This window comes from Ruegeria sp. G2 (assembly GCF_056533505.1).
Map to the genome: position 1 here is coordinate 168371 of NZ_JBQFON010000005.1, position 19867 is coordinate 188237.

21 protein-coding genes are annotated in these 19867 nt (G+C 55.3%); 7 read left to right on the top strand and 14 right to left on the bottom strand.

Annotation, left to right across the window (positions count from 1 at the left end):
• Position 1 precedes the first annotated feature (1 nt).
• Positions 2–322, top strand: coding sequence for an ArsR/SmtB family transcription factor (locus tag ACR0DU_RS11350; RefSeq protein ID WP_319544876.1), 321 nt, complete (start codon positions 2–4; stop codon positions 320–322).
• Positions 319–744 carry an SRPBCC family protein gene (locus tag ACR0DU_RS11355; RefSeq protein WP_480874609.1) on the top strand — a complete coding sequence of 142 codons (426 nt, stop codon included), beginning with the start codon at positions 319–321 and terminating at the stop codon, positions 742–744. The genes ACR0DU_RS11350 and ACR0DU_RS11355 overlap by 4 nt, the downstream gene beginning before the upstream one ends.
• A gap of 216 nt (positions 745–960) precedes the next feature.
• Here ACR0DU_RS11355 and ACR0DU_RS11360 read toward each other — a convergent pair whose 3' ends face one another.
• Genes ACR0DU_RS11360 through ribB form a run of 4 tightly spaced genes read right to left on the bottom strand, consistent with a single transcriptional unit; the run spans position 961 to position 3480 of the window.
• Positions 961–1266, bottom strand: coding sequence for a hypothetical protein (locus ACR0DU_RS11360; RefSeq protein ID WP_480874611.1), 306 nt, complete (start codon positions 1264–1266; stop codon positions 961–963).
• 59 nt (positions 1267–1325) lie between these two features.
• Positions 1326–1808 carry a transcription antitermination factor NusB gene (gene nusB / locus ACR0DU_RS11365; RefSeq protein ID WP_480874613.1) on the bottom strand — a complete coding sequence of 161 codons (483 nt, stop codon included), beginning with the start codon at positions 1806–1808 and terminating at the stop codon, positions 1326–1328.
• Positions 1805–2356 (bottom strand): 6,7-dimethyl-8-ribityllumazine synthase, encoded by a 552-nt coding sequence (locus ACR0DU_RS11370; RefSeq protein WP_010442005.1) that lies wholly within the window; start codon positions 2354–2356, stop codon positions 1805–1807. Before ACR0DU_RS11370 ends, nusB begins: the two co-directional genes overlap by 4 nt.
• Positions 2357–2358: 2 nt before the next feature.
• On the bottom strand, positions 2359–3480 hold the full coding sequence (gene ribB, locus ACR0DU_RS11375) for a 3,4-dihydroxy-2-butanone-4-phosphate synthase (RefSeq protein WP_120981160.1): 1122 nt from the start codon (positions 3478–3480) through the stop codon (positions 2359–2361).
• Between the two features lie 519 nt (positions 3481–3999).
• On the opposite strand from ribB, the gene ACR0DU_RS11380 reads away from it, so the two are divergent.
• Complete coding sequence (locus tag ACR0DU_RS11380; RefSeq protein WP_480874618.1) at positions 4000–4863, top strand: phosphatase PAP2 family protein; 864 nt, start codon at positions 4000–4002, stop codon at positions 4861–4863.
• Positions 4864–4866: 3 nt separating this feature from the next.
• On the opposite strand, the gene ACR0DU_RS11385 is transcribed toward ACR0DU_RS11380, so the two are convergent.
• The gene (locus tag ACR0DU_RS11385; protein ID WP_480874620.1) at positions 4867–5454 is read right to left on the bottom strand and encodes a riboflavin synthase; all 588 of its coding nucleotides are present in this window, start codon (positions 5452–5454) and stop codon (positions 4867–4869) included.
• A 141-nt stretch (positions 5455–5595) separates the two neighbouring features.
• Here ACR0DU_RS11385 and ACR0DU_RS11390 point away from each other — a divergent pair, with 141 nt between their 5' ends.
• The 3 genes from ACR0DU_RS11390 to ACR0DU_RS11400 all read left to right on the top strand — a co-directional run bounded on the left by ACR0DU_RS11390 (position 5596) and on the right by ACR0DU_RS11400 (position 10106).
• Positions 5596–6894 (top strand): capsule biosynthesis protein, encoded by a 1299-nt coding sequence (locus ACR0DU_RS11390; RefSeq protein ID WP_480874621.1) that lies wholly within the window; start codon positions 5596–5598, stop codon positions 6892–6894.
• A gap of 80 nt (positions 6895–6974) precedes the next feature.
• Complete coding sequence (locus ACR0DU_RS11395) at positions 6975–8105, top strand: polysaccharide biosynthesis/export family protein (RefSeq protein ID WP_480455715.1); 1131 nt, start codon at positions 6975–6977, stop codon at positions 8103–8105.
• 3 nt (positions 8106–8108) lie between these two features.
• Positions 8109–10106: a capsular polysaccharide biosynthesis protein gene (locus tag ACR0DU_RS11400; protein WP_480874625.1), complete on the top strand. Its 1998-nt coding sequence runs from the start codon at positions 8109–8111 to the stop codon at positions 10104–10106.
• A gap of 3 nt (positions 10107–10109) precedes the next feature.
• Here the strand turns inward: ACR0DU_RS11400 and ribD are convergent, their stop codons facing one another.
• The 6 genes from ribD to ACR0DU_RS11430 all read right to left on the bottom strand — a co-directional run bounded on the left by ribD (position 10110) and on the right by ACR0DU_RS11430 (position 13677).
• Positions 10110–11210, bottom strand: coding sequence for a bifunctional diaminohydroxyphosphoribosylaminopyrimidine deaminase/5-amino-6-(5-phosphoribosylamino)uracil reductase RibD (ribD, locus tag ACR0DU_RS11405; protein ID WP_480874628.1), 1101 nt, complete (start codon positions 11208–11210; stop codon positions 10110–10112).
• Entirely contained in the window at positions 11207–11677 is a 471-nt protein-coding gene (gene nrdR, locus ACR0DU_RS11410; RefSeq protein ID WP_008756450.1) for a transcriptional regulator NrdR, read from the bottom strand. Before nrdR ends, ribD begins: the two co-directional genes overlap by 4 nt.
• 119 nt (positions 11678–11796) lie before the next feature.
• Positions 11797–12207 (bottom strand): secondary thiamine-phosphate synthase enzyme YjbQ, encoded by a 411-nt coding sequence (locus ACR0DU_RS11415; RefSeq protein WP_480874631.1) that lies wholly within the window; start codon positions 12205–12207, stop codon positions 11797–11799.
• A gap of 6 nt (positions 12208–12213) precedes the next feature.
• Positions 12214–12609 (bottom strand): hypothetical protein, encoded by a 396-nt coding sequence (locus ACR0DU_RS11420; protein WP_480874634.1) that lies wholly within the window; start codon positions 12607–12609, stop codon positions 12214–12216.
• A 77-nt stretch (positions 12610–12686) separates the two neighbouring features.
• Positions 12687–13310, bottom strand: a complete 624-nt coding sequence (locus ACR0DU_RS11425; protein WP_480874637.1) for a DUF4166 domain-containing protein — start codon at positions 13308–13310, stop codon at positions 12687–12689.
• Positions 13231–13677 (bottom strand): thiol-disulfide oxidoreductase DCC family protein, encoded by a 447-nt coding sequence (locus ACR0DU_RS11430; RefSeq protein WP_480874640.1) that lies wholly within the window; start codon positions 13675–13677, stop codon positions 13231–13233. The genes ACR0DU_RS11425 and ACR0DU_RS11430 overlap by 80 nt, the downstream gene beginning before the upstream one ends.
• 311 nt (positions 13678–13988) lie before the next feature.
• On the opposite strand from ACR0DU_RS11430, the gene ACR0DU_RS11435 reads away from it, so the two are divergent.
• Positions 13989–15014 carry an AraC family transcriptional regulator gene (locus tag ACR0DU_RS11435; protein ID WP_480874642.1) on the top strand — a complete coding sequence of 342 codons (1026 nt, stop codon included), beginning with the start codon at positions 13989–13991 and terminating at the stop codon, positions 15012–15014.
• A 165-nt stretch (positions 15015–15179) separates the two neighbouring features.
• Here ACR0DU_RS11435 and rpoD read toward each other — a convergent pair whose 3' ends face one another.
• From rpoD to ACR0DU_RS11450, 3 genes are all read right to left on the bottom strand, one after another.
• A complete protein-coding gene (gene rpoD, locus ACR0DU_RS11440) occupies positions 15180–17168 on the bottom strand; it encodes an RNA polymerase sigma factor RpoD (protein ID WP_010441993.1) in 1989 nt (662 codons plus the stop codon).
• Positions 17169–17282: 114 nt separating this feature from the next.
• Positions 17283–19232, bottom strand: coding sequence for a DNA primase (gene dnaG, locus ACR0DU_RS11445; RefSeq protein WP_480874644.1), 1950 nt, complete (start codon positions 19230–19232; stop codon positions 17283–17285).
• An 80-nt stretch (positions 19233–19312) separates the two neighbouring features.
• Entirely contained in the window at positions 19313–19609 is a 297-nt protein-coding gene (locus ACR0DU_RS11450; RefSeq protein ID WP_480874647.1) for a hypothetical protein, read from the bottom strand.
• Positions 19610–19867: the final 258 nt, after the last annotated feature.

Below are 19867 nucleotides of genomic sequence, written 5' to 3' on the forward strand. Positions count from 1 at the left end.
CATGGACCCAAAGATTCAAAATGCGTTCCGAGCGCTTGCTGACCCAACCCGTCGGGACATTGTGCAGATGTTGGCGGCCAAGGACATGACGATCGCACAACTCACCGAACGCTTCGACATGACAAGGGCGGCGGTCAAAAAACACCTGACTGTTCTGTCAGATGGCGGTCTGATTACGGTCGAAGCAAAGGGCCGTGAACGCATTAATCGGCTTGAACCCAAGGGGATGGCCCCTGTTCTGGACTGGCTCAGCTATTTTGATCGGTTCTGGGACGACCGCCTTTCGAACTTACAAGAAGCGATAGAGAGGAATAAAAAGTGACCAATGCCGTATTGCAAAAGACCATATTCTTGCGGGCCGAGCCCGAAACTGTTTGGGCTTACCTAACCGAACCTGACCGTCTGGCAGAATGGTTTCACAAACCCGAACGACCTTTGGCAGCGGGTAAAAAGCTTGAGATGTTCGGGACGACCAGCGGTGATCTTCTGATCTGGGGTGAAGTGCGTGAGGCGCGCCGCCCGGAATATCTGGAATACACATTCACCGTCAAACCAATGGGTAAAGCCGTGAGCGTGGTCAAATGGACCTTGGAACCGGTCCCGGGCGGTACACGCCTTGGCTTGTTGCACGAAGGGCTACCACAAGGGGTCGACGCCTTTGGCCTGATCCTTGCACTGGACAATGGCTGGGACGAACATTTCGGTAAGATGCGCACAGCACTGCACGAAACTGTTGATGCATAACCCCTTGTGCGAACCCGCTTCACGCCCTACTTAAGCGCTTGGCGGGTTCTGCCCTTCTCGTGCACGGCAGCATTCCGGTGGCCTTAAGCAATTCCGAGGGAGCTGGCTCTGTTCAGGTCCTGGCCTGATTACCTGGCGCCCACCTGTATACACAGGTCCTCGGGAATCAAAGCCCCACGGTTGACTGGTGGTCCCGCCACATTTTCCCTTTTCAGATCAATGTTCTGTCCGCACTTCCTGCTTCACGACTGCAGGTCGGAAATTGTGGGCAACAGCTGATCCACCGCGCGGCCCCTGGGGTTTTTCTGCCATGCTCATGATCTTGTAGGCGAACTGAACTCCTGCAAATACGATCCCGTTCATAAACCAGATCATCACCAATGCGATCAGACCGATCTCTGATCCTGTAATCAGGTGGCGCAGGTTGGCAACGTTCATCGCCAGAAGCACCCCGACAAAAACAGCCGAGATGACAAAGCCCCATGCAACTTGAGTGACATACAGTCGGACCAGTTTGGGCATGGTGAACCTCCTTGCGCTCTGGCTTTCAGGCTAGTGCATATCTGGTCCGGGTAAAGGTGTCAGAACGCCTCGGGCTGAGCCTCGCGCGCCATTTGATCCAGCACAGCGTTGACGAATTTGGGTTCTTTCCCTTCGGGGAAGAATGCACGGGCCACGTCGACAAACTCAGTGATGACGACTTTGGGCGGTGTGTTACTTTGGGTCAGTTCCGCTCCGGCGGCTCGAAACAGGGCGCGCAGGGTCGGATCGATGCGGGCTATGGGCCATTTCGCCACCAGCGCGCGGTCGGTCATCTGGTCGATGGGGGCCTGATAGTTCACGGCGTCATCCACCAGTTTGCGGAAGACGCTGATATCGCCATCCAGCATTTCTTCGCCTTCATAGACGGCGCCAAAACGGTGATCCAGAAACTCGGTTACGACTGCTTCAGTCGTCTGATCCGATTGCTCCATCTGGAATAGCGCCTGCACGGCATAGAGGCGCGCGGCGGATTTCATCAGGCGTTTCTGGTTGGCCGGTTTCGGCGCGTCTGTCTTGGTCATGCGATTGTGGATCCGTTGCTGTCGCCCGCCACAAGGATGGACTCGGACGGCGGCTTAAAGCCCACGCCCTTTTTGGAAGAGCCCCACTTACGGCTGAGCGCGATCAGATGCAAGGCCGCAGCGGCGGCTCCGCCGCCTTTATTCATCTTTTCAGGATTTGCGCGAACTTCGGCCTGATCGTCATTCTCGACCGTCAGAATACCATTGCCGATGCACAGGCCCTGCAGGCCCATCAGTTGGATGGCACGACTCGAGTCGTTGCAGACTGTTTCATAATGCGTGGTCTCGCCGCGAATGACGCAGCCCAGCGCGACATAGCCGTCAAAATTGCACTGACGGTCGGCCATGGCGATAGCGGTCGGAATTTCCAACGCACCGGGAACTTCGACAACCTCGCAGGTACCGCCAGCCGCCTCGATCTCGGCTTTGGCACCCGCAATCAGGTTGTCGGCAATCGCGCGGTAGAACGGAGCCGCCACAATTAGCAACTTCACCGGTTTATCGAATGTCGGTGTCGGCAGGATACCATGTTTGTCTTGTTCAGCCATTTTCAGTCTTCCTTGAGGATCGAGCGGGTTCCGACAATGGACAGCCCAAAGGCGTCGAGCCCCAGATATACAGTTTCGGGTGAATCAGTCAGCAACACCAGTTCCTGAACACCCATCTTGGATAGAATCTGCGCACCCAGGCCGGTTTGCTTGATAGTCCGCGGACCTTCATCTTCGGCAGCATAGAGAGAATTGCGGGGCTGGCGGAACAGGCAAACCACCCCCCTCCCCTCTGCGGCTATCTTCTCCATCGCGCGAGGCAGCTCTCGCGAGGATTTCGGGCCGAGCCCCAGAATATCGGGTGCTTCATGCAAAGCATGGGTCCGAGTCAGGACCGGCTCGGGCGTTGTGATGTCGCCCTTGATCATCACAACATGTTCGATGCCATGGGTTTGATCGGTAAAAATCCGCATCTCCCAGTCGCCACCGTATTCCGAGGTCACCGTCTCACGCGAGGTTTCGACGACCAAATTATCATTACGCGAGCGATAGCTGATCAGGTCGCTGATTGTCCCGATCTTCAAGTCATGCTCTTTGGCGAACTCAACCAGATCGGGCAGACGCGCCATGGTGCCGTCGGGGTTCATGATCTCACAGATCACTCCCGCTGGCTTCAACCCAGCCAGACGCGAGATATCCACTGCCGCCTCGGTATGACCCGCGCGCACAAGCACCCCACCGCGCTTGGCACGCAACGGGAACACATGGCCCGGCGTCGCAATATGCGCCATCGTGTTTTGCTCGTTGATCGCGGTTGCGACGGTCAACGCGCGGTCAGCGGCTGAGATTCCAGTGGAAACCCCCTCGCGCGCCTCAATTGAAACGGTGAACGCCGTCTCGTGACGTGATGAGTTGTTAACGGCCATCATCGGCAGCCCCAGATGATCAATCCGTTCGGCTGTCATGGGCAGACAAATCAGCCCGCGCCCATGGGTGGCCATGAAGTTGATGGCATTCGCATCGGCAAATTCTGCAGCAATTACGAGGTCGCCCTCATTCTCGCGATCTTCGTGATCGACAAGAATGTACATCCGGCCTTTGCGGGCCTCTTCGATGATGTCCTCGATCGGGCTAATCGCCTCGCGCAACTGGGCCTCAACCGGTCCGGGGGTTTCAAAGCTCATGGGGTAAGCCTTTCGCATGGCAGGTTTGCTGGCGAAATAGACCACGTGCGCGTCAATGACCAGCCCGTATGCGCTCCGGTTTGTGCGATCCGCCCCTGGCATCGGAATGTGCAACAAGTAGTTCAATCTGAGACGGGCGTAAAAAACTGGCCACGGCGGGTGTAAATACCCCTGTTTCGATACGCCGATATTGTTGCCATTTTCTGAACCTTTGAGGTGCAAATGTGGGCTTTGTCCACAAATTGCCGCAATCAAGCCCTCGGAATGCCCGATATCAAAGGCACCTAAAACTCAACAATTCCCTAGTGTGTCGAGATATCGAGCCCAGTGTCCAAGACCGCCTATCTCCCTGCTTCTAATGCAGTTCTGATAAATTCCCTTTGGCGTAACAGGCTGTTATTGTCACTGGTTGCGCTGCAAATCGCATGCGCCATCGCCGTCAGCCTATATGTGGGCCGGTCATTTTGGGATTCCTCGACCCCCATCCTTTTAGGAATATCGCTCCGTCTGCTTTGCTTTATGTTCGCAAATTTCATCGTCTGGAGGCTTGGTGTTGCGATTTTTGTGGTCAAACCGAAAAAGCCAATTCATTGGATGTTGCAAGACCTGCGGACCAAACTGACAGACGTCGAAAAAGCACCCGACGTTTTGATCTGCTTCGTCAGCATCGTTGCTCTGATCGTAACCTACACATTTTTGAAGAACGAGATTCACTCGTTGAATCCCTCTCTTTGGGACACACAGTTTGCGCAATGGGACAGGTTCCTACACGGCGGCGTCGATCCCTGGACTTTGCTAAGGCCCGTCCTTGGGTCGCCAGTGATTACAACAGCTTTGAATGCGGCCTATCATATCTGGTTTCCGATGCTTTATATCGCCGTCTGTGTGGCCTGCCTAGATCGCCGTGATCCAATTCGTAGCACGGTATTCCTGGTCGCCTTTGTGCTGTGCTGGTTTGTCGGGGGTAACGTGATCGCGACGGTCTTTGCATCTGTCGGTCCTGTTTATTATGAACCCTTCAATCTGGGCACGGATTTCGTTCCGCAGATGGAATTGCTGCGTCAATCACATGAAATCAGCCCGGTTTGGGCGCTGAAAGTGCAAAGCACGTTGCTGGATGGCTTTCAAAATTCGGGGCTCGCACGAGGTATCTCTGCTATGCCTAGTATGCATGTCGCTTCAAGCGCGCTCCTGGCGCTGTATGGGTTCACTTATTCGCGGTGGCTGGGCTGGGGGCTGACGGTGTTTACCTTTGTCATCCTGTTGGGATCGGTACATCTTGCGTGGCATTACGCCATTGATGGATATGCCTCGATCCTGTTGGTCCTTTTCTTCTGGTGGCTGGCCAAAAGGCTCACGGCACGGTTCGGGCCGGGAACCTGAGGTTCAGGACATCTCGGCCAGACGGGCCACGTATCTGGCCAGAGTATCGATCTCAAGATTCACCTTGTCACCAACCGCAACATCACCCCATGTCGTGACCTCTTTGGTATGCGGGATGAAGTTGATACCGAAGTCACATCCCTCAACATCGTTGACCGTCAAAGACGTGCCGTTCAGCGCTACCGATCCTTTTGGCGCGATAAACCGAGCCAGGTCAACGGGTGCGCGCAAAGTCACACGCGTGCTATCGCCCTCGTCAAGCACAGCAATCACTTCGGCTACGCCATCAACATGGCCCGAGACGATATGCCCCCCCAGTTCATCCCCGACTTTCAAGGCGCGCTCCAGATTTACCCGCGTGCCGACCTGCCAGTGATCCAGATTGGTCTTCGAAACCGTTTCGGCGCTGATCTGAACATCGTACCAGTCGTCCCCCAGCGCGATAACGGTCAGACACACACCATCGCTTGCGATCGAAGCACCCATATCGATCCCTGCTGTGTCATAGCTGGTCCTGATCCTTGCCCGTAGGTCACCCTGCTGGTCAAGTTCGGCAACGGTGCCAATATCGGTGACGATCCCTGTAAACATTTCATCAACCCCAAGAGCCTAAATTCAATAATCGAGGTAAAGGCACCCAGCCCGACGAACAAGCCCTGCCTTGCCCAGAAACCAACAAAGAGGCATAATTTCATCCAAACGTTCCACGAATATTCCTTGCGAGCAGACTATATGGCACCTTCAACCACCTGCCCTGACCGGCGTGTGTTCCTGTTCCTGCAAGGTCCCCATGGTCCATTCTTCAATGCACTAGGTGGTATGCTGCGCGCAGCCGGAGCCAAAGTCATCCGTGTTGGATTCAACGCGGGCGATCAGGCGTTTTGGAGCGACACGACCAGCTTTATTCCCTATCTGGGGAATCCCGACGATTGGCCAGCTACATTCACCCACATAGTTACACTCAATGGTGTCACTGATATCGTACTCTATGGTGATACCCGGCCTATCCATGCAAATGCGGTTCGAATTGCGAAATCACGCGGCATTACTATCCATGTTTTCGAAGAGGGATATCTGCGCCCCTGGTGGGTGACGTATGAGCGCAATGGCTCGAACGGAAACTCGCGTTTGATGGAACTCGATGTGGAACAGATGCAAACGGCATTGGCGCAGTCTGAGGGTCAAACCCCTCCGCCGCCCTCGCATTGGGGGGATATGCGCCAGCACATTTTCTACGGCGCGCTTTACCATTGGTTCGTGATGTTCATGAACCGGCGCTATCGAAATTTCCAGCCTCACCGCGAGCTACCGGTCGCCAAAGAGTTTCAGTTGTATTTCAAGCGCCTGGCTCTGATGCCAATCCACAGATTACAGCGAAAATGGGCGACAACTCGGGTCAGGCGGGGGGGCTTCCCCTATCACCTTGTCCTATTGCAACTGGGTCATGACAGCTCGGTGCAATCCCATTCGGATTATTCCTGCATGAGCGAGTTTCTTAGCCAGGTGATTGACGGTTTTGCCAAGGGCGCCCCTGCGCACCACCACCTCGTCATCAAAGAGCATCCGCTGGAAAACCATCGTGAACCACTTCGGCAAATGGCCCAGCTCATGGCCGAAAAACTCGATATCACTGATCGAATTCACTATGTCCCAGGTGGTAAGTTGGCAAAACTTCTCGATGAAGCAAGATCAGCGGTAACTGTGAATTCAACTGCAGGCCAACAAGCCCTGTGGCGCGGCATTCCCTTGCGCAGTTTCGGACGGTCGGTATATGATAAGCCACAGTTTGTTTCCCGGCAGCCAATCGAGGTTTTTTTTGCTGACCCCAATGCTCCGGACAGCAAAGCCTACCGGGACTATCGACAATTTCTTCTCAATACCAGTCAGATTCCGGGTGGCTTCTATTCCCGAAAAGGACGTCGACAATTATTGCGCCGTGCCGCAGATATGATGCTTATGAAACAGGGTCCATATCAGTCGGCACTGGAAGACAACGAGGCCGCAACGCCACAGTTGCATCTTGTTAAGTAACTTGAATCAACCCGTTGCTGGATGTTTGGCATTGAAACGGGTAACCTGCCCAAAACAAAGACGACTGAGGTAAATCGGCAGTGCAGCGTTTTCCTATCCGATGGATACGGGGGGCTTCCTTTGTGGTGGTCCTTGGTTTGCTGGCAGCGTGTCAGCTTCCGAAATCCGGACCTAACAAAACAGAAATCCTTGCCGGTTCTGTCGAAAATGGCGGCAACGCATTTGTTGTCGAAGTCGACGACCGCGTGGCACGTGCCGCCTCTGCGGTTCCGCACTACGGGTTCTCACAATCTTTTCGCAGCGCCCAAAGCATTGCGTCTGATACTGTGCGTCCCGGCGATGTTCTAAATCTTAGCATCTGGGAGAATGTCGACGACGGGTTGCTGACTTCAGAAGCTGGTGGTGCGACAAATCTGGATCAGGTTCAGGTCGACAATGACGGATATATTTTTGTTCCCTACGCTGGTCGGCTGCGTGCGGCGGGCAATACTCCCGAGCAATTGCGCACCCTGATTTCCAGCAAACTGGAAGAGCAAACGCCGGACCCACAGGTTCAGGTTACGCGCACGCCGGGCAATGGGTCGACTGTTTCCTTGACCGGGACCATCGGTGCACCGGGTATTTACCCGATCGAGCGCCCGACGGGAACCTTGTCGACCATGCTCGCGCAAGCGGGAGGCGTCGCAGTTGCGTCGGATATAGCTTTGGTTACCGTGATCCGCGGAAATCAAAAGGGAACGATCTGGTACAACGATCTTTTCCGAAATCCGGAAACCGACATCGCCCTGCGCGGCGGTGATCGCATTCTGGTTGAACAGGATAGCCGCTCGTATATTGCACTGGGTTCGACTGGGCAGTCCCGCGTGGCGTTCGAAAGTCAGGATTTATCGGCTCTCGAAGCTCTGGCACAAGTCGGGGGCCTTCAGTCGCTGTCGTCAGATCCGACCGGGATATTCATTCTGCGCGACGAACGGCAGGACATTGCACGTAGCGTTATGGGGCGCCCTGAGCTGACGGGTGATCAACGCATGATCTACCTGTTGAACCTGACCGCACCCAACGGCTTGTTTGTTGCACGTGATTTTGTCATCCGCGACGATGACACGATCTATGTCACTGAAGCCCCATATGCACAGTGGAGCAAATCAATCTCGTTGATCGCCGGAGGTCTGACACCATTTGCGAATGTAGCGACACTTACGGGAAACTAGTGGATGTTTCCTGAACCGGAGAGCATGGCCGGGGGCGAACGCTCCCGGCTATTTGTTTACAACGGTGGTTTCCTGACACAACGGCGTGTGCGCCGGATCCTGTCTTTGTCCGGGTATGACATTCGGCTTGGTCTGCCCCAACACGAAGATCTTGTTGGGGTCTGGGGCAACAGCCCAACTGCTCATCGCGGCTTGACCATAGCGCGGAAACGCGATGTGCCCATCTTACGGATCGAAGATGCGTTCCTGAGATCTCTGCAACCCGGACGCAGCGGCGAGGCCCCGCTGGGATTGCTGCTTGACCGTGCAGGTCTACATTTTGATCCTACTACGCCATCCGATTTGGAAACCCTGCTTACGACACATCCGCTGGATGAGACTGCCCTGCTGGATCGCGCGCGGGGCGCGATTGCGCGGCTACGCGAATTGCACCTCAGCAAATACTCAGCCTACGATCTTGATCAACCACCCCCTGAACCCGGCTACGTTCTGGTAATTGATCAAATCCAGGGAGATGCAGCAGTTACTGCGAGCCACGGCGACTATGCGCGGTTCCGCGAGATGCTGGTCATCGCACAAGAGGAAAACCCAGGCGCGCGCGTCATTATCAAAAGCCATCCCGAAACGACCGCAGGTCATCGAAAAGGATATTTTTCTGATCAAGATCTGAATGACCGCGTGTCCATTCTGGACCACCCCATAAGCCCTTGGTCACTGTTGGAAGGCGCTATCGGTGTTTATACACTGTCGTCACATATGGGATTTGAAGCCATTCTGGCGGGACATAAACCCCGAGTGTTCGGGCAACCGTTTTACTCAGGGTGGGGGCTGACACAGGACGACGTCCCCCTCCCCCGTCGACAACGCAACCTCACGCGGGCGCAGCTTTTTGCAGCAACAATGATCCTGTATCCGCGCTGGTACGACCCCTATCAAGACTGCTTGTGCGAATTGGAAACCGTGATCGATACACTCGAGGCGCAGACCCGCGCTTGGAGACAGGATCACAAAGGTTGGACCGCATCGGGTATGCGGGTGTGGAAGCGGCGGCGCCTGCAGCGCATTTTCGGTCAACACGGTAAGCTGCGTTTTACATCCGAGCAGCCAAAAGATACCGAACATCCCCATATGGCCTGGGCGAGCCAAGCGCGTGATACTTTGAGCGCAACACGCGTCGAGGATGGCTTTCTACGCTCGCGTGGATTGGGTGCGGAATTGGTGCCACCGCTTTCGCTTGTGACCGATGATATCGGTATTTACTACGACCCGACCCACCCCAGCCGGCTAGAGGAATGGATCACCGCGCGAGAGACGCTGCGACCGGACCAGAGGCTTCGATCAGAACGGCTGATAGCCCGGTTGCTCTCTGACGGCCTGAGCAAGTACAACATCGGTAGCCCTGCCCCGGACCTGCCGAAAGGCCATCGCATTCTGGTGCCGGGGCAGGTAGAAGATGACGCCTCGATCAGACTGGGTACAAGCAATATTCGCAACAACCTCGATCTGCTGCGTGTAACGCGCGAGGCCAATCCTGATGCTGTTCTAATTTACAAACCTCACCCGGATGTCGAAGCCGGATTACGAGAAGGCAAAATCGAATCAGATTTGGCTGACATTGTGGTCAAGCGCACCGACCCCGCCACCCTGATGACTCAGATAGACGAGGTTTGGACTATGACCTCTCTGCTGGGGTTCGAAGCTTTGCTGCGCGGCGTCAAGGTCACGACGCTAGGCGCGCCATTCTATGCTGGGTGGGGGTTGACGACAGATTTGGGGGCGGTGCCTGCTCGTCGCGGCGCGCAGCCTTCATTGATGGGCTTGGTACACGCCACCCTGATCGACTACCCGCGATACTTTGATCCCGTGACTGGACAGGCTTGCCCAGTCGAGATCGCGGTTGAGCGGCTTGCGCACGGCGCACCAACGGCGACAGGACCTATGAACCGCCTTCTGTCCAAACTACAAGGAATGATGGCAACGCATGCGCGTTGGTGGCGCTAAGGCCTAATGCGTGACGCGCGCCCAACGGTGCAGGATATCACCGCCAACAACCTGCGTTTCGATCAGATCGAACCGGGGTGCGGTTTCCAAAGTATCCAACCCTAAGGCTCCGATCGCCGAAAGACCTTCGGCTCCGATCGTAAGCCCGGCGGTGAAGCCAACCAGCTCATCGACCAGATCACTTTCTAGCAAGGACGCAGCCAAAGCTGATCCGCCTTCACAAAAGACGCGCGTCAGCCCCGCTTGCCCGAGCTGGTGCAGCAGATCAGCGGCTTCAACGTGATGATCGTCCAATGCGCATGGGATCAGTCGCGCACCAAGCCCCTCCCAGGCGCGGGCGCGATCAGGATCCGGATGAGGACCATGGCAGAGCCAGACCGGAATTTTGGACGCGGTCCGCGCGAGATGCCCCATCAAAGGCAAGTCCAGATGCCGAGACACCACCACGCGGACCGGCTGGCGTTCTACGCCTAAATCGCGAACCGTCAGCGACGGATCATCAGCCCGCGCCGTTCCCGCGCCGACCATGACCGCATCATGGCGGGCCCGCATGGCGTGCACTGCACGGCGTGCATTGGGGCCGGTGATCCACTGGCTGTGCCCGGTTTCAGTGGCAATCCGACCATCAAAGCTGCCGGCCAGTTTCAGTGTTACAAACGGTCGACCTTGCTCGGTTTTCAGAAAGAACCCCGCGTGATCCCGTGCCGCCTGTTCGGCCAGAACCCCGGTAACGACATCAATCCCAGCTTCACGAAGCAAGGTGAACCCTTGTCCAGCCACACGCGGGTCACTGTCTTCGATTGCCGAGACAACACGTGCAATTCCAGCCTCGATCAATGCTTCGGCACAGGGTGGCGTTTTTCCGTGATGCGAGCAGGGTTCAAGAGAGACATACGCTGTCGCCCCTTGTGCCGCCTTGCCTGCTTGGGCAAGTGCGATGGGTTCGGCATGCGGGCGGCCTCCGGGCTGCGTCCAGCCGCGTCCGACAATACGCCCATCGCGCACGATCACGCACCCGACGGACGGGTTCGGCCAACACGTGCCCTGGCCGCGCCGCCCCAAAGACAAGGCAAGCGCCATAAATCGCTTATCTGCTTCGTTCACTCGTCCGTCGAAGGTTGCGGCGGGCGCAACTCGTGGACAAACTCCTCGAAATCGTCGGCCGCCTGGAAATTCTTGTACACACTCGCAAAACGAACATATGCGACCGTATCAATCCGGGCCAGCGCTTCCATGACAATCTCACCGATTTTGTTCGATGGGATATCGGTTTCACCCATGCTTTCCAATCGGCGAACGATACCCGAAATCATCTGGTCGATCCGCTCCGGATCAATCGGCCGCTTCTGCATCGATATGCGGATTGAACGCTCAAGTTTGTCGCGGTCGAAATCTTCTCGTTTTCCATTGGTCTTGATCACAACCAGATCGCGCAACTGCACACGTTCATAAGTCGTAAACCGTCCCCCGCAGGCCGGACAAAACCGGCGTCGGCGGATCGCGACGTGATCCTCTGCCGGGCGTGAATCTTTGACCTGAGTATCGATATTTCCGCAAAACGGGCAGCGCATCCGCCGTCTCCTCGTCCCTAGTTCGGCCTCTTTTGTAAGCGCTGCGGCTTACTTATCCACAACTATAGGGCAGCCGCTAGGGTTTGGGTAGTCGGAATTTTCCACCCCAATATAAAGCGTCACGCAAAGTGTGCAGCGACCTTTCTCATATGCGGTGCATTGCGATGCTCAAATAAATAAATTCCCTGCCATGAGCCCAGCACAGGCGTCCCAACCCTCACCGGGATCGACAACGAAACCGGCATCATCGCAGCCTTGATATGAGCCGGCATGTCATCCGGCCCCTCATATGTATGGCGCAGATAGGCCATCGAAGGATGGTCGGAAGGCGGTACAAGTCGGTCATAAAAGGCATGCAAATCGGTCTGCACTTCGGGATCAGCGTTTTCCTGAATCAGCAAAGAACAAGAGGTGTGCCGCACGAAGAGGGTCAGCAGGCCATCTGATACCGGCCTCAGCCAATCGCGCACAGGGGCGGTGAACTCATAGAGCCCCGCACCCTGCGTCGAGATCGAAAATTCGGTCTGCACCGCAGATCACCTAAAGTTAATGCGACGACTGCACCGGCCATTTGCACCTTGCACAGACATACTGTCGCCGGCTTTGAATCCAACCGATATACTGCCTTGCTGGTCTACATTTGCAGGTGGCTTGAGCGAAAACTGCACCGCCGTCTTTCGGCCGGTCGTCACGCTTGGCCCGTAGCCGCGCAGGACATAAATACGCTGTTGCCACCCCGCACCCAAAGACCGTCGTGCGAAATCCGCCGCAGCACACCAATATCCATCGACATCTCTGCGCGCCCTTGGGATGACTTCGAATTCCGTATTGCTGATTGCTTCGGTTTGATATCCGTTTGGTGCCGCGCTGGTCATTGCCGGAGAACCGAGCAACATAAGTGCGCCCAACGTAACTGATAATATCTGTTTCATCCTCGTCATCTTCCTGTTTCCACCTGAAATATACCTAGTGCGCCTCACCACTCCAAACAGTAGAGATCACAATCAATTCAAACTGACCTCAATTCGCTCCGATCCGGCTCAAGCCACCCGTTATATCGGATCAGCAAACCCAGGCCGGGCACATGGGCAGAAATGTCAAAACAAAAGCGGTCCATTGAATCTTGGGTTTCTGTCGAGGCTGACTGCGGCAGCAGAAACTTGGGACAAGGTATTCCAAACAGGGCGAGCCGATGGATTTGAATCGACAGCCCTGCCTCGGTTCGTACAGGCTGTAACCAAATTGCGAGCCCCCCGATCCTTTCGTGGACGCAATTGTATCTCTGGTCGAAACTAATGCGTGAACATGTCTCATGCCCGGAAAAGTCCCGCTTCCAAATCCAATGCCCTTTTGTTCGATGTATAGTGAGAGTGACCTGATGGTCGTCCCCTTCTGGTGGGAATCCTCCGATGCGCAAAGCCAGGGCGACCAATGGCCCCCGACCTCGGATTATGCTGCATTTTCCCGAATATTGCCCCTCAGCCGAGTGCAGTTTTTGAATTGCTTCCGGCAGCTTTTCATCCACACCCAGAACTTGCAGGAACGGGTCGTGCTCAGAAGCCATCTGAAGCGAACCGGGACCGAAGGCTAGCATCGGGAACCAAACAACAGTTGTAACGACCAAACAACGCATATCGATTACGGGCAATCGAGTGATACAGCCAATCCTTAACAAACACTGGCAGATATCGGCACAAGGACAGCAAGAACCAAGCTCCCGGTAGCGCGCGCATCGCGGCGGCAAAAGCATCAAGCTTCTGGTGAACTTCACCATCGACGATGACCAGATTGGTCTCAAAATCCTTGGTCGGGAGATTCAGCCGTGAATAGAGTCTCCTCCCCAACTCCGACTGGGCGGTCGCAAATCTGAACTTTTGGTCCCGATCATGGCGCAACATGAACTGAAAAAACTGCGAACACAAAACGCATTCACCGTCAAAGACAATCAAATCAGTTTCAATGTCTGGCAAGTCAGGCACTGTAAATCCAAATACCACCATCAATTCAAGAAGATACTGGCACGGCATAAATCTCGCAGCAATGCGACATGACCGACCACTAAGGTGAGCCGTGCCGGGGAACCCATTGAAACGGCTTGGTGGACCGTCGGCTTGGGCTCGACCTTATCCCCAAAAGGTGCTGACCCGGCAACGATGGATATTTAGGTGTCACTTCTGCGGTAGTCTTGGCAATTTCGGCCAAACCCTTTCGAATATCCGACACGTCACAAGTGTCGGTAACAGAGGCTGGCAAAATACAGCGCCTTTCCGCTATCGTGATCAGATTATCAGGATGAGTTTCGGACAAGGTTATGGACGTTGATATTTCACGCATTCAATTGCTGATGCGCGCCCTCGAACAACGCGCGAGTTTATCGGTTGTCGATCAGGTTCTTAAAAACAGCGCATTGACCCGGATCGATGTTGAAGCACCTGCCACACAATTTAGCGCCCGCAAAGAGGCCATGTTTGTTCGCCATGCCTGTGATGCGCTCGGCGACATCACATTCGGTGCAGGCGCGGGGTTAGAGTTCAATTCTTCCTCCAGTGTGACGGCATATATCAGTAAATACTCGCGGGATCTGAAACAGGTGTTGGAAAACACAACGCGGTTTCATGGTATCATCGACCCCGCACTGGCGTTCAGTCTGCGTGTTTCCGGCAACTCCGCCTCATTGGAGGCTGAATGGAAAGACCCAAGTTTTTCGCGATATCATCGTCGAACCGAGTTTTTGTTGTTCGCAAGCATTGCTCGGATGCGGGCTTTGACGCAGGTGAAACTGTATCCTATCGAAATACGATTTCAGCACAGTGTGGGGCGACATGCGGACACATTTCAAAAGATCGGAGGCTTTCCAGTAAAGTTTGAGGCTGAACGGTTGGAGGTTATTTTATCACTACCCTCACTCGAAACACCGATCCCTACTTATGATCCCAGTCTGCGGGCGCATCTGCTGGAATATGGCGAGCGGCTGCTGGCGGAAGGAGGTAAGCCAAAACAAAAAAACCGTGCACAGATCGAAGGGTTAATCACCAGGTCAATGCCCGGAGGGATAGTTCAGGCGGATGAAGCCGCCTCTCAACTTGGCCTCAGTCCGCGCACACTTGCCCGTCGTTTGGCGGATGAAGGCACTTCCTACCGCGAGATTGTCGAAGATCTGCGCTGTGATCTTGCGCAAACCTTTATCAAGAACGGCATGAATCTAGCTGAAATCTCGTATTCTTTGGGCTATTCGGATCAGGCTGCGTTCTCGACGGCTTTCAAACGTTGGACCGGTCAGGCCCCGACGGCGTTCCGTAAAAGGGTTTCACATCCGCTTACACATAAAGGAAAGTAGCCGGGGGTCATCAGCGCTGCCGCCTCGCCCCGGCCTGTCCATGAGTGGACATTGAGCACGTATGCACAGCGGCGCAACGCAACATGCGATATTTCGCCAATTTGATTTGTTGTTCAGACAATGTGAGGCGCGGCATGAAAAAGGCGCCTCGTGGGCGCCTTTGACCTATTGATCCAGGAAGGACCGAAGCTTCCGCGATCGGCTGGGATGCTTTAGCTTTCGCAGCGCTTTCGCCTCGATCTGGCGAATACGTTCGCGGGTAACACTGAACTGCTGACCCACCTCTTCCAGTGTGTGGTCAGTGTTCATGCCGATACCAAACCGCATCCGCAGTACCCGTTCCTCGCGCGGCGTGAGTGAGGCCAGAACCCGGGTCGTGGTTTCCTTGAGGTTCTCCTGAATCGCGCTGTCGAGCGGCAGCACGGCATTCTTGTCCTCAATGAAATCGCCAAGCTGGCTGTCTTCTTCGTCGCCGATGGGCGTTTCGAGGCTGATCGGCTCCTTGGCGATTTTCATCACCTTTCGAACTTTCTCGAGCGGCATTTGCAGCTTTTCTGCCAGTTCTTCCGGAGTCGGCTCGCGACCGATCTCGTGCAGCATCTGGCGACCGGTCCGAACCAGTTTGTTGATCGTCTCGATCATATGTACCGGAATACGGATGGTGCGCGCCTGATCCGCGATGGACCGCGTGATCGCCTGACGGATCCACCAGGTCGCATAGGTCGAGAACTTATAACCACGGCGGTATTCGAACTTATCCACCGCTTTCATAAGGCCGATGTTGCCTTCCTGAATAAGATCAAGGAATTGCAGGCCGCGGTTCGTGTACTTTTTGGCAATCGAGATTACCAGACGCAAGTTGGCTTCAACCATTTCTTTCTTGGCCTGCCGCGCCTCTTTCTCGCCTTTCTGAACCTGCTGCACGATGCGGCGGAATTCAGGGATATCTAGACCGACATACTGACCGACCTGAGCCATGTCGTTGCGCAGTTCCTCGACCTTAGCGGTCGAGCGTTCAATGAACATCTGCCAACCCCGGCCAGGCTTTTCGGCCATCTCGGCCAGCCAGTTCGGATCCAGTTCACGCCCGCGATAGGCGTCGATGAATTCACGACGGTTGATACGGGCCTGGTCGGCCAGTTTCACCATCGAGCTGTCCAGCGACATGACCCGGCGGTTGATGCCATAAAGCTGGTCGATCAGCGCTTCGATACGGTTGTTGTGCAGGTGTAGACCATTCACCAGCTCAACAATTTCCGCGCGTAGCTTCTGATAGGTCTCTTCGTCTTTTTCGCTGAACGATCCGTCTTCATTCAGAGTGGCCGAAATTCGGCTATCCTGCATTTCGGAGAGCATCGCAAAGTCGCTGGAAATCCGCTCTAGCGTAGTCAGAACCTGATCCTTAAGCGCTGCTTCCATCGCAGCAAGCGACATATTGGCCTGATCGTCTTCGTCATCGTCGTCGTCGTTGGCAATCGGGTTGCCATCGGCATCCAGCTCTGGGCCTTCATCCTTGGCGGGTTTGGCTGCCTGAACCGACGATGTGTCAACGACCGGCTCCTGTACGTCGCCATCTTCATCCAACTGGTTGCCGAACGTTGTTTCAAGATCAATAACGTCACGCAACAGAATGTCTTCGCTCAATAATTCGTCGTGCCAGATCGTGATCGCCTGAAAGGTCAGCGGGCTTTCGCACAGGCCGGCGATCATAGTATTCCGACCAGCCTCGATCCGTTTGGCAATGGCAATCTCGCCCTCGCGGCTAAGCAGTTCGACCGATCCCATCTCGCGCAGATACATGCGTACGGGGTCATCAGTACGATCCAGCTTTTCGGTAGCGGCACCAGCCAGCGCAACTTCGCGTGGGCCTTCGGTCGTGACCAGTTCGGTCGAACCTTTGTTCTCCTCTTCCTCGGCCTCTTCATCTTCGATGATGTTGATGCCCATCTCGGACAGCATCGACATAACGTCTTCGATCTGTTCCGAGCTGACCTGATCAGGCGGCAATACCTGATTAAGCTGGTCGTAGGTGATGTAACCTTTCTCACGGGCTTCGGCGATCATTTTCTTGACCGCTGCCTGGCTCATATCAAGCGAGATCTCCTGTTCCTGCTCGTCGGATTTGCGGTCTTCGTTCGTATCCTTGGCGGCCATTCAATGCTCCTGCAGGGATGGGTGATTCGTTTTGACCGAATCATTAGCGCGTAGAAGTGATTCGGCCACCCGTTTACCTGTTTTTCTTTTCCAGTGCCTTACGAAAACACCACTTTACCGGCGTTTCCGCTCAAATTTGATACCCGACATGATCGCTTCAAACGCGTCTTTCTCGTCACGGTTGATTCGCGCACCATTATCGGCGATGTCGAAAACGGCCCTGTCTTCGTTCTGGCTGCGGCTAGTTCGGTTGCGCTCTTCGGCGGCTTGCGCCAGCCGATATGTCAGCGCCTCATCGGCCAGATCAGACAATTCCTCCGCCGCTTCGGCAATCTCAGCATCCAACCCCCGGAGCGCTTTGATCTTTGCGAGTTCCTCGGCCAGCGTCATCTGGGCCTTTTCAACGTCGCCTGGTTTGTACACACAGGGGATCACTGCGACATGGCGAAGGGCCAGAAGGTTTTCAAGGGGTTCCGGCCCCAAAGTTTGTACGATGTGTTCTTGCAGATTGTCCGGATCGTCAATCGCATGGCGCAAGATCGCCCCGCGCAAAGCTGCGTGATCGGGATCGTAACAATCCATTTCTTCCAACTGGTGTTCGAATTGAATTACAACTTGCGGATTTAGAATAGAAATTGCGAGAATGGCCGCTTCGCGCAATTGGATGTCTGCGTTCTCGGACGACGCCAGAAACGATGCGCGCGCACCGGGCGTGGCAGGCTGGGGTTGCGCCTGCCATTTTCCGCGCGGCTGCCACGTTCGATTTTGCGATTGTCTCTGAGGACGAAATAATTGCCAGCGCAGATCCTTAATTTCCTGCCCGTAATGCGATCGGATCGAGGGGTCGCGGATCAGCTTGATCTTCTCACGCAGAGATTTATCCAACGCCGCCTTCCGTTCAGGGCTGTCGAACACCTTGCCTTCCGTCTCACGTTGCCACAGCAGCTTGACCATCGGAATGGCCCCTTCCAGGACGGCTTGCACCGCCCTCGGCCCTTCGGCACGCAGAAGATCGTCTGGGTCCTTGCCTTCGGGCATGAGTGCAAATCGCAAGGATTTGCCTGCCTCCAGCAACGGCAGGGCCAGGTCAATCGCCCGCATCGCGGCGCGCAGGCCCGCTGTGTCACCATCCAAGGCAATGATCGGTTCATCTGAAACACGCCAGAGCAACTGTAGTTGATGTTCGGTGATCGCTGTTCCTAATGGCGCCACCGACGCGCCAAAGCCCGCTTCGGCCAGCGCGATTACGTCCATGTAACCCTCGGCAACGATCAGGGGCTGCCCCTTCCCAGCCGCCTGTCTCGCAGGACCGTGGTTATATAGGCTGCGGCCTTTATCGAACAAATCGGTCTCGGGCGAATTTAGGTATTTCGCATTGTCATTCAGGTCCATCGCCCGACCGCCGAAGGCAATGCATCGCCCGCGTGCGTCGCGGATTGGATACATGATGCGGTTTCGAAACGTGTCATAAGGTTTTTTGCCCTTGTTGGACGGTTTGGCCAGACCTGCAGCAAGGATCAATTCATCGGCTACATTCTTGCCGGTTAGATGATCCCACAGCGCCTGCCAGCCGTCGGGGGCAAACCCGATCTCCCATCGATCCAACGCCTGCGCATCCAGCCCTCGGCGGGTCAGGTAATCGCGCGCCTCGGCCCCTGCCCCGGTCTTGAGTTGCAAGCGAAAGAACTGAACCGCTTGCTCCATGACATCGGTGAGTTGCGAGCGTCTGTCCTGTTTCTCCTGCGCTTTCGGATCGCGCGCAGGCATCGGCATCCCCGCTTCACGCGCCAGAATCTCGACCGCTTCGATGAACGAGACATTCTCGGTCTCTTTCACAAAGCTGATAGCATCGCCTTTGGCATGGCACCCAAAGCAGTAATAGAATCCCTTCTGATCATCGACGTGGAATGAGGCGGTCTTTTCGTGATGAAACGGGCAAGGTGCCCACATATCACCCTTGCCCTGATTGGATTTGCGCTGGTCCCACATGACCTTACGCCCAACAACCTGAGACAGGCTGAGGCGCGTGCGCAATTCATCCAGAAATCCGGGGGGCAAAGACATGGGTCAAACCTGCCAGAAATGAAAACGCGCGCCAAGGGGATGGCGCGCGGTTGTCCACAGAGAAATGATCTGTCTGTGGATTATTGCTGTAAACACAACTCCAGCCAAGCGGCACCGAGATCTTTTTTGCGCACGTCGCGCATTTTTTGTTCGTACACCCAAGGCGTGATCAACGGAATCGCCGCATTGTAGTTCTCGGGCCATGTCGGACCGCTGTCTGCTACTGCCTGCGCCACGTCGCGTTCCTTGACCCGGTCCAGACGTGCCTTCTGCACCGCAGCCACGACATCTGCCTGATACTTGCAACTTTGCTCTTTAGTCTCCTGAGCAGCCAAGGGTGAGGCCAGCAAGACCGCGACAATGGTAATACGCAACATGGGGTTCTCCCGGATTCGTTTCCTTTGGCGCAGCTTAACCGTGCATAGCAACACCTTCCATCGCCGATTTCAATTTGTACCTCAGTCGAAGCGTCAGGCGGCTAGCAACAGCTTCATACCCTGCCAGCGCAGCATTAGGCACAGACTTTTCGCAGATGTTTCAACACTCGCGTGCGGTCATATGGCGGCGTATCAGAGTTTCTTCTGCAGAAGCGTAGTACCCGAGGTAAATTGAACATCGACATAAACGCTGTCCCG